Annotated in this window: 11 protein-coding genes; 7 read left to right on the top strand and 4 right to left on the bottom strand. The window is 60.5% G+C overall.

All coding sequences use genetic code 11. The features are described from left to right. Window positions 1–380: 380 nt before the first annotated feature. From QRN31_RS09980 to QRN31_RS10005, 6 genes are all read left to right on the top strand, one after another. On the top strand, window positions 381–989 hold the full coding sequence (locus QRN31_RS09980; RefSeq protein WP_285431761.1) for a YqiA/YcfP family alpha/beta fold hydrolase: 609 nt from the start codon (window positions 381–383) through the stop codon (window positions 987–989). Between the two features lie 54 nt (window positions 990–1043). Continuing rightward, a complete protein-coding gene (gene parE, locus QRN31_RS09985) occupies window positions 1044–2948 on the top strand; it encodes a DNA topoisomerase IV subunit B (protein WP_222589517.1) in 1905 nt (634 codons plus the stop codon). Beyond that, window positions 2948–3937, top strand: a complete 990-nt coding sequence (locus tag QRN31_RS09990; RefSeq protein WP_285431763.1) for an esterase-like activity of phytase family protein — start codon at window positions 2948–2950, stop codon at window positions 3935–3937. The genes parE and QRN31_RS09990 overlap by 1 nt, the downstream gene beginning before the upstream one ends. Beyond that, window positions 3934–4458 (top strand): retropepsin-like aspartic protease family protein, encoded by a 525-nt coding sequence (locus QRN31_RS09995; protein ID WP_285431765.1) that lies wholly within the window; start codon window positions 3934–3936, stop codon window positions 4456–4458. The genes QRN31_RS09990 and QRN31_RS09995 overlap by 4 nt, the downstream gene beginning before the upstream one ends. A gap of 7 nt (window positions 4459–4465) precedes the next feature. Continuing rightward, on the top strand, window positions 4466–6733 hold the full coding sequence (parC, locus tag QRN31_RS10000; protein ID WP_285431766.1) for a DNA topoisomerase IV subunit A: 2268 nt from the start codon (window positions 4466–4468) through the stop codon (window positions 6731–6733). A gap of 176 nt (window positions 6734–6909) precedes the next feature. Beyond that, entirely contained in the window at window positions 6910–7623 is a 714-nt protein-coding gene (locus tag QRN31_RS10005; RefSeq protein ID WP_285431767.1) for a PqiC family protein, read from the top strand. Between the two features lie 237 nt (window positions 7624–7860). Here the strand turns inward: QRN31_RS10005 and QRN31_RS10010 are convergent, their stop codons facing one another. Then, window positions 7861–9393, bottom strand: coding sequence for an AhpA/YtjB family protein (locus tag QRN31_RS10010; RefSeq protein WP_285431769.1), 1533 nt, complete (start codon window positions 9391–9393; stop codon window positions 7861–7863). A 135-nt stretch (window positions 9394–9528) separates the two neighbouring features. On the opposite strand from QRN31_RS10010, the gene serB reads away from it, so the two are divergent. Next, entirely contained in the window at window positions 9529–10743 is a 1215-nt protein-coding gene (gene serB / locus QRN31_RS10015; RefSeq protein WP_090176300.1) for a phosphoserine phosphatase SerB, read from the top strand. 132 nt (window positions 10744–10875) lie between these two features. On the opposite strand, the gene QRN31_RS10020 is transcribed toward serB, so the two are convergent. The 3 genes from QRN31_RS10020 to QRN31_RS10030 form a co-directional block, all read right to left on the bottom strand. Continuing rightward, entirely contained in the window at window positions 10876–12657 is a 1782-nt protein-coding gene (locus tag QRN31_RS10020; protein ID WP_285431771.1) for a cyclic-di-GMP receptor FimW-related protein, read from the bottom strand. Between the two features lie 176 nt (window positions 12658–12833). Beyond that, window positions 12834–13694: an archaetidylserine decarboxylase gene (asd, locus tag QRN31_RS10025; RefSeq protein WP_285431772.1), complete on the bottom strand. Its 861-nt coding sequence runs from the start codon at window positions 13692–13694 to the stop codon at window positions 12834–12836. A gap of 9 nt (window positions 13695–13703) precedes the next feature. Then, complete coding sequence (locus tag QRN31_RS10030) at window positions 13704–14528, bottom strand: rhodanese-like domain-containing protein (RefSeq protein ID WP_285431774.1); 825 nt, start codon at window positions 14526–14528, stop codon at window positions 13704–13706. Window positions 14529–14564: the final 36 nt, after the last annotated feature.

Genomic DNA, 14564 nt, shown 5'->3' on the forward strand with positions numbered 1-14564 from the left:
TCCCTACGCTCCGCGTGGGAATGCAGCCAGGGACGCTCCGCGTTCCGAAGGGGCGTGTAGATCAAGATCAAGAGCAGCAGGCGAGCTACCGCTCGGCCTGTTGAGTGGTGAAGAGCGGGCGCTACGCCTCGGGTTTTATTGTGTGAGCTGGCCTGCCCGCGATGGCGGCCTGACAGCCGACCAATCTCCTGCTGGTGTACAAAATTCATTGTGGGAGCTGGCCTGCCAGCGATGCCGGCCCGCCAGCCGACCAACCTCTCGCAGGTGTACAAAATTCATTGTAGGAGCGGGCTTGCTGGCGCCCCAATTTTTGCGGATATCCCCGATTTCTCCGACACCCTGTAAACTGCGCCTTTTTACCCGACGCACAGGGAGCTCAAATGTCCGGTTCGATCCTTTATATCCACGGTTTCAACAGCGCGCCGGCCTCTAAAAAGGCCACTCAGTTGATGCAGGTGATGGATCGTCTGGGTCTGAGTGATCAGTTGCGTGTCCCGGCCTTGCATCACCATCCCCGTGAGGCCATCGGTCAGCTGGACAGGGCGATTGAGGAGCTGGGGCGGCCACTGCTGGTCGGCAGCTCACTCGGCGGCTACTATGCGACTCACTTGGCTGAACGCCATGGCTTGAAGGCTCTGTTGATCAACCCTGCTGTCAGTCCGCACCGGATGTTCGACGGGTTCCTGGGGACGCAGAAAAACCTGTATACCGATGAAGCCTGGGAATTGACCCACGACCATGTAACGGCCCTGGCTGAGCTGGAAGTGCCGGCGCCCCAGGACCCGCAGCGGTTTCAGGTGTGGTTGCAGACCGGCGACGAAACGCTGGACTATCGCCTTGCCCAGCAGTATTACCGAGCCTGTGCCTTGCGTATTCAGGCCGGTGGCGATCACAGTTTTCAGGGTTTTGCCGCGCAGTTACCGGCGATGCTCAGTTTTGCCGGCATCGGCGCAGATTTGTATCAGGCGATTGATTTCACAGCACTGTGAGCCTTCACCTCTTTTTCCTTGAACATTTTTACAGAAGACGGACGACGAGACCCCATGGCCACTCCCAGCGCTAGCTCCTATAACGCAGACGCCATCGAAGTCCTCTCGGGCCTCGACCCGGTGCGTAAACGCCCCGGCATGTACACCGACACCAGTCGGCCGAACCACCTCGCCCAGGAAGTCATCGACAACAGCGTCGACGAAGCCTTGGCCGGGCATGCGACGTCGGTGCAGGTCATCCTGCATGCCGATCACTCTCTGGAAGTCAGTGATGACGGCCGTGGCATGCCGGTGGACATTCACCCGGAAGAGGGTGTGTCAGGCGTCGAGCTAATCCTCACCAAGCTTCATGCGGGCGGCAAGTTTTCCAACAAGAACTACCAGTTCTCCGGCGGTCTGCACGGGGTGGGTATTTCGGTGGTCAACGCTTTGTCGACCGAAGTCCGGGTGCGCGTAAAGCGTGACGGCAACGAATACCAGATGACCTTCGCCGACGGCTACAAGAAAACCGAGCTGGAAGTGATCGGCACCGTTGGCAAGCGCAACACCGGCACCAGCGTGTTCTTCGCGCCGGACCCGAAATACTTCGATTCGCCGAAATTCTCCATCAGCCGCCTCAAGCACGTGCTCAAGGCCAAGGCCGTTCTGTGCCCGGGGTTGCTGGTCAGTTTTGAAGACAAGGCCACCGGTGAGAAGGTCGAATGGCATTACGAAGACGGCCTGCGTTCTTACCTCGTCGATGCCGTCAGCGAATTCGAACGCCTTCCGGACGAGCCGTTCTGCGGCAGCCTGGCCGGTAATAAAGAAGCGGTCGATTGGGCGTTGTTGTGGTTGCCGGAAGGTGGCGACAGCGTTCAGGAAAGTTACGTCAACCTGATCCCGACAGCGCAGGGCGGTACCCACGTCAACGGTTTGCGTCAGGGCTTGCTCGATGCCATGCGCGAGTTCTGCGAATTTCGCAGCCTGCTGCCGCGCGGTGTGAAGCTGGCGCCGGAAGATGTCTGGGAGCGCATTGCCTTCGTCCTGTCGATGAAGATGCAAGAGCCGCAATTCTCCGGGCAGACCAAAGAGCGTCTGTCGTCCCGTGAAGCGGCGGCCTTCGTCTCCGGTGTGGTCAAGGACGCCTTTAGCCTGTGGCTCAACGCCAATCCGGAAACCGGCATGCTGCTGGCGGAACTGGCCATCAACAACGCTGGCCGTCGTCTGAAGGCCAGCAAAAAGGTAGAGCGTAAGCGCATCACGGCAGGTCCGGCACTGCCGGGCAAACTCGCCGACTGCGCCGGGCAGGACCCGATGCGCTCCGAGCTGTTCCTGGTGGAAGGTGATTCCGCCGGTGGTTCGGCCAAGCAGGCGCGTGACAAAGAGTTTCAAGCGATCCTGCCGTTGCGCGGCAAGATCCTCAACACCTGGGAAGTCGACGGCAGCGAAGTGCTGGCCAGCCAGGAAGTGCACAACATCGCCGTGGCCATCGGTGTCGATCCGGGTGCTGCGGACATGAGCCAGCTGCGCTACGGCAAGATCTGCATCCTCGCCGACGCCGACTCCGACGGCTTGCACATCGCCACGTTGCTTTGCGCCTTGTTCGTCCAGCATTTCCGCCCGCTGGTGGATGCCGGTCACGTCTATGTCGCGATGCCGCCGCTGTACCGCATCGACCTGGGCAAAGAGATTTACTACGCCCTGGACGAAGCCGAGCGCGATGGCATTCTCGATCGCCTGGTGGCCGAGAAGAAACGCGGCAAGCCGCAGGTCACCCGATTCAAAGGCCTGGGTGAAATGAACCCGCCGCAGCTGCGCGAAACCACCATGGACCCGAACACGCGGCGTCTGGTGCAGTTGACGCTGGACGATTTTGCCGCGACCTCGGAAATGATGGACATGCTGCTGGCGAAGAAGCGCGCCGGGGATCGCAAATCCTGGTTGGAATCCAAAGGTAATCTGGCCGAGGTTCTTGGTTGATGCGGGTTGGCTTTGCCCTGGCGTGTGGGTTGCTGCTGACCTCGTTGACGGTGTCTGCCGAACCGGCGCCGGAGCTGCGTCTGTTATCTGAACATGCCGTTGATGGCATGCGCGGCGGCAATCTGTCGGGACTGGCCCGGTGTGGTAAGGACCTGTGGACGGTTTCTGATCGCGACGATGATCAGATCTACCGTCTCGACACGACGGCCAACACCTGGCAAGCCGAAACCGTGCATATCGACGTACCTCCGGTGCCAGACACCGGTTTACCCTGGGGTTTGCGAGCGCGGACCTGGGCGGCTTCTTTCGTGCGGGGCGGCGACCTGGATTTCGAAGGCATCACCTGCGACAGCGCCGGCAATCGTTACATCGTTAGCGAAGGCCATGCGGCCGTCCTGCAAGTACCGCCAACGGGGCCGGCAAATTGGCTGAAAATTTCGCCCATGATGGTGCGCGAAGCTCGGGCCAGCGGCATGTTGCTGCAATTCAATGCAATATTCGAAGGCCTGGCGATCAATCCGGCAGGCGACCAACTGTGGCTCGCCGCAGAGCGCCAGAGCCGGGGTTTGCTGCTGATCAAGCGCAAACAGACTGTCTGGGATTGCGACGGTCGTTGTGTGCTTTTGAGCGAAGCAGGCATGGAAATGCAACCGCCGCAATTTCCCAAGGCCAGACCGGTCAACCGGGATTTTTCCGACCTGTCATTGTTCGAGGGCAAGCTGTTTACCCTTGAGCGCAACGCTTATCAGATCTGTCGTCGCGATCCGCAGACTGCCAAGGTCGAGCGCTGCTGGTCGTATGCCGCCGAATTGTTGCAGGAAAACCGACGCTATTCGCAGAACTACGGTTTGGAAGAGGCGTTGATCATCGACGCCGACGGTGCCTGGATTGGCGTCGACAACAACTTTGGCCCCCGCGCCGATGGCGAGGTCCGCCCGGTTGTCTGGCGCTTCGCGGCGCCTGAAGGTGGCTGGAGCGCCCAGCCTTGAGCCAACAGACGCCAGGAAAACGTGCCGGTCGCGTTTTTATGGTGTTGGCCTGGTGCGCCGCATTGTTTTTGGCGACGCGGTTTTTCGGGCAGTGGGAGGCGCGTCAGCAGAACCCCAATGTCGTCGTCACCTCGCAGCAGGGCGAAGGTTTTATCGAGGTCAAGCTGGCCAGTAACACACAAGGGCATTTCGTCGCCAGCGGCCAGATCAACGGCCAGGCGGTGAATTTCATGCTCGATACCGGGGCGACCGACGTGGCGATCCCGGCAGAAATGGCCGAAAGGCTGAAGCTGGAACAAGGCTTCGGGGTCACCCTGAGTACGGCCAACGGTCGCACAGAGGGCTATCGAACCCGCGTCGACCGGCTGCAACTGGGCGATATTGTGTTGCGTGATGTGCGCGCCATCGTCGTGCCAGGCCTGGATGGCAATCAAGTGCTGCTCGGAATGAGCGCGCTGAACAAACTTGAATTTACCCAGCGCGGTGGCACCATGCTGCTGCGCCAGACAACGAACCAATGAGGCCCGCATGAGCGACTCCCTTGATCTCAGCCTGGACGGTGTAGAACGCCGGTCGCTGGCTGACTTCACCGAAAATGCCTACCTCAACTATTCCATGTACGTGATCATGGACCGTGCCCTGCCGCATATCGGCGACGGCCTGAAACCGGTACAGCGACGCATCATCTACGCGATGAGCGAGTTGGGGCTGGACGCCGATTCCAAGCACAAGAAATCGGCGCGTACCGTCGGTGACGTGCTCGGTAAATTCCACCCGCACGGCGACTCGGCCTGCTACGAAGCCATGGTCCTGATGGCCCAGCCGTTCAGCTATCGCTACACGCTGGTCGACGGCCAAGGCAACTGGGGTGCGCCGGATGATCCCAAGTCCTTCGCCGCCATGCGTTACACCGAAGCACGGCTGTCGCGCTATTCCGAAGTGCTGCTCAGCGAACTGGGCCAGGGCACCGCGGATTGGGGCCCGAACTTCGACGGCACACTCGACGAACCGCTGGTGTTGCCAGCACGTTTGCCGAACATCCTGCTCAACGGCACCACCGGCATTGCCGTGGGCATGGCCACCGACGTGCCGCCGCATAACCTGCGCGAAGTTGCGACGGCGTGCGTGCGTTTGCTTGATGAGCCCAAAGCCACCGTCGAACAGCTCTGCGAGCACATCCAGGGGCCGGATTACCCGACCGAAGCGGAAATCATCACGCCCCGCGCCGATCTGCTGAAAATGTACGAAACCGGCAAGGGCTCGGTGCGCATGCGTGCCGTGTACCACATCGAAGATGGCGACATCATCGTTACCGCGCTGCCGCATCAAGTCTCCGGCGCCAAGGTGCTGGAACAGATCGCGGCCATGATGCAGGCCAAACCGTCCAAGGCGCCGCAGATCGCCGACCTGCGAGACGAGTCGGACCACGAGAACCCGTGCAGGATCGTGATCATTCCCGGCGCGCGCAAAAACTTCGATCACGACGCACTGATGACGCACCTGTTCGCCAGCACCGAGCTGGAGTCGAGCTACCGAGTCAACATCAACATCATCGGCCTGGACGGCAAGCCGCAGCTGAAAAACCTGCGTGCGCTGCTGGTCGAGTGGTTGGAGTTCCGGGTCCAGACCGTGCGTCGACGCCTGCAATTCCGCCTGGACAAGGTCGAGCGTCGCCTGCACCTGTTGGACGGTTTGTTGATCGCCTACCTCAACCTGGATGAAGTGATCCACATCATCCGTACCGAGGAACACCCCAAAGCCGCTTTGATCGAGCGTTTCGCCCTGAGCGAGATCCAGGCCGACTACATTCTGGATACCCGTTTGCGTCAATTGGCGCGACTGGAAGAAATGAAGCTGCGTGCCGAGCAAGATGAACTGCTCAAAGAGCAGGCCAAGCTGCAAGCCCTGCTGAGCAGTGAAGCCAAGCTGAAAAAACTGGTACGCACCGAACTGATCAAGGACGCCGAAACCTACGGCGACGACCGTCGGTCGCCGATCGTCGAGCGCGCCGAGGCCAAGGCCCTGACCGAGCACGATCTGCTGCCGAACGAGAAAGTGACCGTCGTGCTGTCGGAAAAAGGCTGGGTGCGTTCGGCCAAGGGCCACGAAATCGACGCCACCGGGCTTTCCTATAAGGCTGGCGATGGCTTCAAGGCCTTGGCACCAGGCCGCTCGAACCAGTTTGCGGTGTTTATCGACTCCACCGGTCGCAGCTATTCGGTGGCCGCACACACGTTGCCATCGGCCCGGGGCCAGGGCGAACCCCTGACCGGCCGTCTGACACCTCCGCCAGGGGCAAGCTTCGAATGCGTGCTGATGCCGGAAGACGATTCGCTGTACGTGATCGCTTCCGACGCCGGTTACGGTTTCGTGGTCAAAGGTGAAGACCTGCAAGCCAAGAACAAGGCCGGCAAGGCGCTGTTGAGCCTGCCCAACAATTCGAAGGTCATTCTTCCGCGTCCGGTAACGGACCGCGAGAATAATTGGCTGGCCTCGGTGACCACCGAAGGTCGCCTGCTGATCTTCAAGATCAGCGATCTGCCACAATTAGGTAAGGGCAAAGGCAACAAGATCATCGGAATCAACGGTGAGCGTGTGGCCAGTCGCGAAGAATATGTCACGGACATCGCCGTACTGCCGGAGGGCGCCACGCTGGTATTGCAGGCCGGAAAACGTACCTTGTCACTAAAAGCTGACGATCTCGAACACTACAAAGGTGAACGTGGGCGTCGTGGCAACAAACTGCCACGTGGCTTCCAGAGGGTAGATGCGCTGCTCGTCGAAAACCTCAATTAAGCGTCCTAGAGCGCTCGATCTACGATTTAACGCGTAGATCGACGCTTTGCCGCTGGAGTCGGAACGCATATTCACGGATGATATGGCCTTTCAAGCGCCGGCGTGGCCGAGCGTTCTTCATTTTTATTGAGTATTTTCACTGTGGTAAGCCTTGTGGCAACCACCTGGATGGGACGATGACTGCTCTGCGCCTTCCTTTTATTTTGATGCTCGCTGGCGTTCTTGGCCTGGCGGGTTGCAGCGTTCACCAACCGGTGTCGCTGTATCAGCTGGACAGCGGTAGTCCGGCTCCGCCTGCGCAAAGCGCGGGCATGGGGGTATTGTTGGGTCCGGTAACGGTTGCAGATTACCTGCAACGTGAAACCTTGCTCCAGCGGCAGCCCGATGGCAGCCTCCAGGCGTCGACCGACGGTCGTTGGGCCGGGAGCTTGTCGTCAGACATCGATCAGTTGTTGTTGCGTCAGGTCGCCGCTCGCCTGGACAGCCAGCGTGTTGTCCTGGCGCCGGCAACCTTGGGTTTCACGCCGGATGTTCAGGTGCTACTGACGATTACCCGTCTGGATTCGGGCAAATCGCAGCCAGCGATCCTGGATGCGCAATGGCGTCTGATTGACCGTCGTGGTCAGGTTCGCGATAACCGCATCATTCATCTGCAAGAACAGCATGCTGGCAGTACGGCGGCTCAGGTTCAGGCGCAGGGTGTGTTGCTGCAACGTCTGGCCGAGCAATTGTCGGTGGCCCTCAAGCCGTTGGCGAACCAGCCACCTATTGCCGAAGCACCACGCAAGTCTGCTCCGAAACCTGCTGCGCCGGCAGCCGAGCAGGATAAACAGCCGAAGATCCCGATGGCCTCGCCAATCCGCACGGATATGGAAGTGTTCAGGTTCTGACGCTGGATTGATTCAACACAAAGCCTGCAGAGATGCGGGCTTTGTTGTTTCTGCAGGGTGCAGATCTTCGGTGCCTGTTCCGGCCTCATTGCGGGCAAGCCCGCTTCCACAGGTGATCTCGGCGCCCCACAAATCCTATGTGGGAGCGAGCCTGCTCGCGATGGGGCCGGGACAGGCAACAAAAAGCCCGCAGACGATCACTCATCTGCGGGCTTTTTCACTTCTGGGCTTTAAGGCTTACGCCCGACGCTCGTGCATCCGCGCCAGTTGCCGTTCCAGCATCGACGGATAAGGCTCCATCAACCGTTCCACGCAACAAGCGCCCTCAGGGCTGGCAATCGGACGAATCCGCGCGCGTTGACGAATCAGTGCGTCGTCACCGATCTTGCGCTCCACCAGCAGCAGGTTGCGGCTGTGTTGCGACAGGGCCAAGGCGTCCTGAGCGGTTTCGGTCAGCAGCAGGTCGATCTGGCTCAGACCGAACAACTCATCGCCCAGCGTCAGGCCCAGCTGCAATTGCAGGGTAATGCCGCTGTCCGCAACTTCGATCTGCAGCTGATGGCCAAGGGCTCGCAACAGCTCACCGCAGCAGATCGCGTTGGTCAGGTAGTCGTCACCGCTGTCTTCGGTGTGGAACAGCATCAGCGTGCTGCCGTCGTTCAGGGTGTGCAGCTCGCTCTGGTAGAGCGAGGCCGCCTGATCGAGGCAATCGCGATAGCGTTTCAGCAGTTCTTCCAGACGGGTACGTGGCAGACGACGCAGTTGATCTTGCGCGCCCAGCTGCACGGCCAGTACCGCGCTGTGCTGTGGCACGTTCGAGACGACCGGTTTTACCTTTGCTATCGGCGCGCTGGTTGCCGATTCGTCAATCAAGTCGGCAAACGCGTCATCGTCATCATCGTCTTCGACAGTGCTGACACTGCGCCGTGGCGCAGGCTTGAGCCCCGCCACGGGCTTGGATTCATCAAAGCTTGGGTCGCGCAGGTTGCGCACTTCGAAGGTCGGCTCGTTATCGTCCGTGTCTTCGTATTCGTTATCGTCGACCTCGGGCTGTGGCGCAGGCGCAGGCTCTGCCGGTTCCGGCGCGAAGTTGGCATGCAGCTGGCGGGCGAGGTCGCCAACTTCATCCTGGCGCTCGGTGGCGGGGGTGTATTCGTCGATATTGCGCAGCCACACGCGCAGTTGCAGCAGCGGTGTGGAGATATTGCGCCCCAGGCGCAAACTCAGCGCCAGGGACAGGGCCAGCAGGATCGCACTCAAAATTCCCATGCTTTGCAGGCTGATGGTCATCGGCTGCTGGAACTGATCCATGTCCAGGCTGATGCGCAGTTGCCCGGCGGTCACGTCCTGGAAGGTGATCTTGCTCTGGTACATGCCCTCGGCTTCGCCCAGCAGGCTGTGCTTGGGACGCTGACCGGCTTCGGCGAGGATGCGGTTATCCACGCTATAAATGGCGGCGTGGGCCACCAGTTTGTTTTTGGTCAGGTTGTTGAGCAGCACGTTGAGACTGAGGATGTCGTTGGACACCAACAGCTCCGTGGCGGAGGTGGCGGTCTGCGTGGTCAGGCTTTCGCCCAGCGCATCTGCCTGCTCGTGCATGGCCTGCTTGAACTGCAAACCCATCACGCAGGCATAGATGACCAGGGCCAGAGCGACCAGGATCACGTTATGGCTGGCGATGCGCAATGCAATCGGTACACGGCGATGGCGCAGTGCCCGGAAGATCAGCAGAAAGAAGTTATCGGTTTTTACTGGCGTGGGCCGGTTCACTTGAGCTCGGCTCTTTTGTCCGTGAAGTTGACGCGCAGTATAGCGACAGGCCCTAGACCGGCAAAGCGCTGACGGTGCCCGATGGTCACTGAAAGTGGGTAGAATGCGGTTTTTTTCCACCTGCGGGGGTGCGCCTTGCGCGAAATCGTCCTGATAAACATCACGGGAGTCGACCGTCCGGGTCTGACTGCGGCCATAACTGGCGTTCTGGCCCAGGGTGGTGTGAACATTCTCGACATCGGTCAGGCGGTGATCCACGACACCCTGTCGTTCGGCATCCTGGTTGAGATTCCTGGCACCGAGCAAGGCAAGTCAGTGCTCAAGGACATCCTGTTCAAGGGTTACGAGCTTGATCAACAAGTTCGTTTCACCCCGGTATCCGAAGAGGATTACCAGCAGTGGGTCGGCAATCAAGGCAAAAAACGCCACATCGTGACCCTGTTGACCCGCAAAGTGACCGCCGGTCAATTGCAGGCCGTGAGTTCGATCACCGCCAAATATGGCCTGAACATCGATCATATCGACCGCTTGTCGGGGCGCATGCCGCTGGATACCCCGGCCGACAAGGGCAAGGGCTGCATCGAGTTTTCCGTGCGTGGCGAGGCGGCTGATCCGCAGGCGCTGCGGGCTGAATTCCTCAGTGTCGCGCAGGAACTGAACGTCGACATCGCGTTCCAGGAAGATTCGCTGTTTCGCCGTAACCGCCGTCTGGCGGTGTTTGACATGGACTCGACGCTGATCGAGGCCGAAGTCATCGACGAACTGGCCAAGGCTGCCGGTGTGGGCGATCAGGTGTCTGAAATCACCGAACGTGCGATGGCTGGCGAGCTGGATTTTCGCGCCAGTTTCAAAGAGCGCCTGGCCTTGCTCAAAGGGCTGGACGTCAGTGTGCTGGACTCGATCGGCGCCTCCCTGCGCCTGACCGAAGGCGCCGAAACACTGTTCGCCGAGCTCAAGCGTCTGGGTTACAAGACCGCTATCCTGTCGGGTGGCTTCACCTACTTCGCCAAGCAATTGCAGGCCAAGCTGGGCATCGACTACGTGTTTGCCAATGAACTGGAAGTGGTCGACGGCAAGGTTACCGGCGTTGCTGTCGAGCCGATTGTCGACGCGCAGCGCAAGGCAGATCTGCTGCGCGAGCTGGCGCACAAGGAAGGTTTGCGGCTGGAGCAGACCATCGCGGTCGGTGACGGTGCAAACGATTTGCCGATGCTGGCGATTGCCGGTCTGGGTGTAGCGTTCCGCGCCAAGCCGCTGGTGAAGCAGTCGGCGAAACAGGCGATTTCCACCCTCGGGCTGGATGGGGTGTTGTACCTGTTGGGCTTCCGCGATCGTGACGGACAGCTCTAAGGACTTCGCTGTCTGAGTGGCCCATCGCGGGCAAGCCCGGCTACCCCATAGATCTCCTTTTTGTGACCTGCGGAGACCCTGTGGGAGCCGGGCTTGCCCGCGATGCTGGCACCTCAGTCTTTCAGACCGCACTCAAAGCGACTTCCACAACGAATCAAACTCCTCCTCAACGCCGCTTCCAGCGGCGTTGTCGTTTCTGCTCGCTTCCAGTGAACGATAAGCAAACTGATTGAAACTGTTGGTGCTCGCCACTCGCCGATCGAGTCCGGCCCGGCGCTCTTGGCCGTTGGTGTTGATCAACACTTTATTGCCTTCCTGGAACGGCAGGCGTGGAGCGAGCAGGGTGGCGGGCAGGTCGATGGCGCTGATCTCGGGCAGCAACAGGCCACGCAGATATTGGCTGTGATCGTCCTGCGAACGTACCAGTTGCAACCCGCACGGCTCGGCATAAGGCGCGACCTGTTCGATGCCCATCTGCGTGCCGCCACCACGCACCTGACGAATCCAGCGCACCACCGCAATGCTCCAGCCTTTATTGGCGGAGTCCTCGATCCCGACCATCTCGCCGGCCTGTAGCTCGGCGGGCACCGCGCCGGGCCACGCCAGGCAGTATCCGCCCGGGCTGTGGTTGATGATTGGCAGGGCATAGGTCGGAAAATGCCGATTGCTGTCGGCGGCTTCCTTGCCGTCGTCGTTCTGCAGGTGTGGGTATTCAATTTCTTCATAAGGCAGCAAGGCATCGGTGCTGGCGTTGGGCGCAGCATCGAAGGCATGGCTCCATTGGTCCTTTCCCTGGCCTGTCAGGGGCAATGCCGAGAATTTCGCGAGTCGGGTGCCGGGGTTTTTCAGAATGTCGCTGAATGAACGTTCGCCGCCCAGGTAAAAGTGCAGCGCGCTCATGCCCACGCATAGGGTCAGGGTGCCTTGGCCGACGGTACGTTGAAAGCTGCGCTCGGCCGCCTGCCCCCACGCGGCGTGCAGGTGTTGCAGCGTATCCAGGGTCAAGCCGGCGGGTATCGGCAGCGGTGTTGAGCCACTGTTATCGCCCTGCAGGTGAGCTTCGATGGCGGCGACCAGGGGCTGAGGGTCAACGCCCAGCAAACTGGCCTGCTGCTCGGCCCTGAATTTGGAGCGATAGCGTGGCGCGACGTCGAGGTCCGGTGCGACGGCGAACAGCCCGTCTAGGGGGTTGGAGGGCTGCAACTTGATCCATTGGCTCCAGGGCTCAAGTACCTCGGCGAGTCGGGCGATCTGGTTCTGGCGCAACTGATTGCAGCGTGCGGCGCCCAGCAGCAGGGCGACCACGTAAGTCTGTTCGATGCTCAGGGTTCGTGTCTGGCTGGCCAGTTCATCGCGCAGGCTCAAGTGCTGGAGCTTATGCGCGCAGGCGATCCGGTACAGCTGATGCAGCTCCAGCCATAGCCCTTCCGGCACTGGGCAGTAGAGTTGTGTCGCACGGATCAGGGGGCCATTGAGGCAATGGATCGCCCGCTGTAGCGCCTGTGCCAGCAATGGCGCCCGGTCTTTGCTGAAACGCGGTGTGATGCGCACGACGATCTGTTTGTAGCCGGTCGCCAAGTGATTTTGCAGCGCCTGGCAGAGGTTGGCGATCTTGCGCGAGCGCTCGTCGAGCACAATGGCTTGATGCAGAAAATGCCGTTCCAGGTGTTTGCAGACGAAATACACCTCGGGTCGCAGCAGTTCGAGCAGTTGCAGGCGATTGTCGCTGGGGGTGAGCAGTTGGTTGAGTTCGCTCAAGCCTTGATAGAGCAAGCGAGCGGTTTCGCCGATGTTGGCTTTGGGCAGGTCGGCGATCCAGCGCTTGAGGTCGCGCGGCGTGGGTTCACAGAACGACAGGCGCAGTTGCGTCGGGATCGGGACACGTAACAGCAGGTGGGGGCTGGTCTCATTCATGCCGTGGAAAAACTCCAACCGGGAAATGGGCAGTGAATGGCGTGACTGTAGCAGCTATGCGCCTCGACTGTTTGTCTGTCAGGCGCGTGCCGTTGGGGCTTTCGTGGTAAATCGAGCGAGGGTGCTACCGCGATGTCCGCCCCGTCGAACACATTCGATGGGGCGGATGAGGCAGGTCAGGCGTTTGGCAGGCCGAGCGCCTGGCCCATTTGAACCGGCGACAGAGCACCGAGGCCTTCAGCCCATTTCACCTGGTCCGGCCCGAACAGCACGACAGCGGTCGAACCCAGTTTGAAGCGACCCAGTTCGGCGCCTTTTTCCAGATGGATCGGTGCACGGGCAGCTTCGTCGTAACGAAAGGTTTTCAGTTCGCGCTTGGGCGGCGTCACCAGCCCGGCCCATACGGTTTCAATCGAAGCCACGATCATCGCGCCCACCAGCACCACGGCCATCGGCCCGCGCTCGGTGTCGAAAATGCACGCCACTCGCTCGTTGCGGGCGAACAGCTCGGGTACGTTTTCAGCGGTGGTCTGGTTGACCGAGAAAATCCGCCCCGGGATGTAGACCATCTCGCGCAGGGTGCCGGCCAGTGGCATGTGCACGCGGTGGTAGTCTTTCGGCGACAGGTAGATCGTCGCGAAATCACCGCCCATGAACGGCGCAGCATTCGCCGCATCGCCACCGAGCAATTCCAGGACGCTGAAGCTGTGGCCCTTGGCCTGGAACACGCGACCGTGTTCGATCGGGCCGAGCTGACTGACTGCGCCATCGGCCGGGCTGAGAATGGCGCCCGGGGTTTCGTCCAGCGGGCGAGCGCCGTCTTTCAGCGCGCGGGTGAAGAACGCATTGAAGTGCTCGTAGGCAGTCAGGTCCTCGACCAGCGCCTGGGACATGTCCACCTGATAGCGCTTGGCGAACCAGGCGGTAAAGGCGTTCTTGAACCAGCGCACGCGGCATTCGGCAATGCAGCCGGCCAGTCGCGACAGCAGGTGATGAGGCAGCAGGTATTGGCTGAGGATAAACAAACGCTTATTCATTAACTGTCCTTAAAAACCTTGAATTTCTACGGGCGTATCAGGGTGGTTGCCCCATTCGCCCCAAGAGCCGGCGTAGCCTTTGACCCGCGGATAACCGAGGGATTTGGCCACTAGATAGGTGAAGCCAGAGCGGTGGTGAGTCTGGCAGTGGGTAATCACTTCTTTGTCTTTGGTGATGCCGAGTTGTTCCAGGATCTGCGGCATGTCCTGGCGGATGCGCAGGTTGCGCGCCTGATCCATGCCGGCCGTCCATTCGAAATTCACCGCGCCGGGAATGTGCCCGGCCTTGGCGGCCAGCACCTTCTCGCCGGAGTATTCCAGCGGGCCGCGCGCGTCCCAGATGGCCAGGTCGGCGGCGCCGAGACGGCTTTGCAGGTATTCACGGGTGGCGGTGGGTTCGTCGTGCAAGGTCAACGCAACCGGGCCTCCAGCGGATGGCGGGATCTGGATCGACATCGGAAATCCTTCTGCCAACCAGGCCGTCAGGCCACCGTCGATGTAGTGGTATTTTTTATGGCCGATGACATCCAGCAGCCAGATGAAGCGCCCGGCCCAGCCGCCGCCTTCGTCGTCATACACGACATAGACGGCATCGGGGTTGTGTCCCAATTCGCCGAACAATGCTTCGAGGGCCGCTTGCGGCGGCATCAGCCCTGGCGCAGGCGCCTGGCCGAGTTGCGTACGTTTGGGGTCGACAAAGCGCGCTCCGGGAATATGCCCTGCGGCATAGCGGGCGCTGCTGGTCAGGTCCACCAGAATCAGTTCGCGGGACTCAAGGCGAGGGAGCAAGTCGCTCGGCTCGATGACCAGCGCCAAGCCAGAGAAGTCAGACATGTGAGGTCTCCAGAGCACAAAGGGAGAGGATTGTAA

This window comes from Pseudomonas sp. fls2-241-R2A-110 (assembly GCF_030209165.1).
Lineage (GTDB): Bacteria > Pseudomonadota > Gammaproteobacteria > Pseudomonadales > Pseudomonadaceae > Aquipseudomonas.

Bases quoted from the DNA above. Each gene is read 5' to 3' on its own strand.
- QRN31_RS09980 (WP_285431761.1), top strand. From the start codon at position 381: ATGTCCGGTTCGATCCTTTATATCCACGGTTTCAACAGCGCGCCGGCC.
- parE (WP_222589517.1), top strand. From the start codon at position 1,044: ATGGCCACTCCCAGCGCTAGCTCCTATAACGCAGACGCCATCGAAGTC.
- QRN31_RS09990 (WP_285431763.1), top strand. From the start codon at position 2,948: ATGCGGGTTGGCTTTGCCCTGGCGTGTGGGTTGCTGCTGACCTCGTTG.
- parC (WP_285431766.1), top strand. From the start codon at position 4,466: ATGAGCGACTCCCTTGATCTCAGCCTGGACGGTGTAGAACGCCGGTCG.
- QRN31_RS10005 (WP_285431767.1), top strand. From the start codon at position 6,910: ATGACTGCTCTGCGCCTTCCTTTTATTTTGATGCTCGCTGGCGTTCTT.
- QRN31_RS10020 (WP_285431771.1), bottom strand. From the start codon at position 12,657: ATGAATGAGACCAGCCCCCACCTGCTGTTACGTGTCCCGATCCCGACG.
- asd (WP_285431772.1), bottom strand. From the start codon at position 13,694: ATGAATAAGCGTTTGTTTATCCTCAGCCAATACCTGCTGCCTCATCAC.
- QRN31_RS10030 (WP_285431774.1), bottom strand. From the start codon at position 14,528: ATGTCTGACTTCTCTGGCTTGGCGCTGGTCATCGAGCCGAGCGACTTG.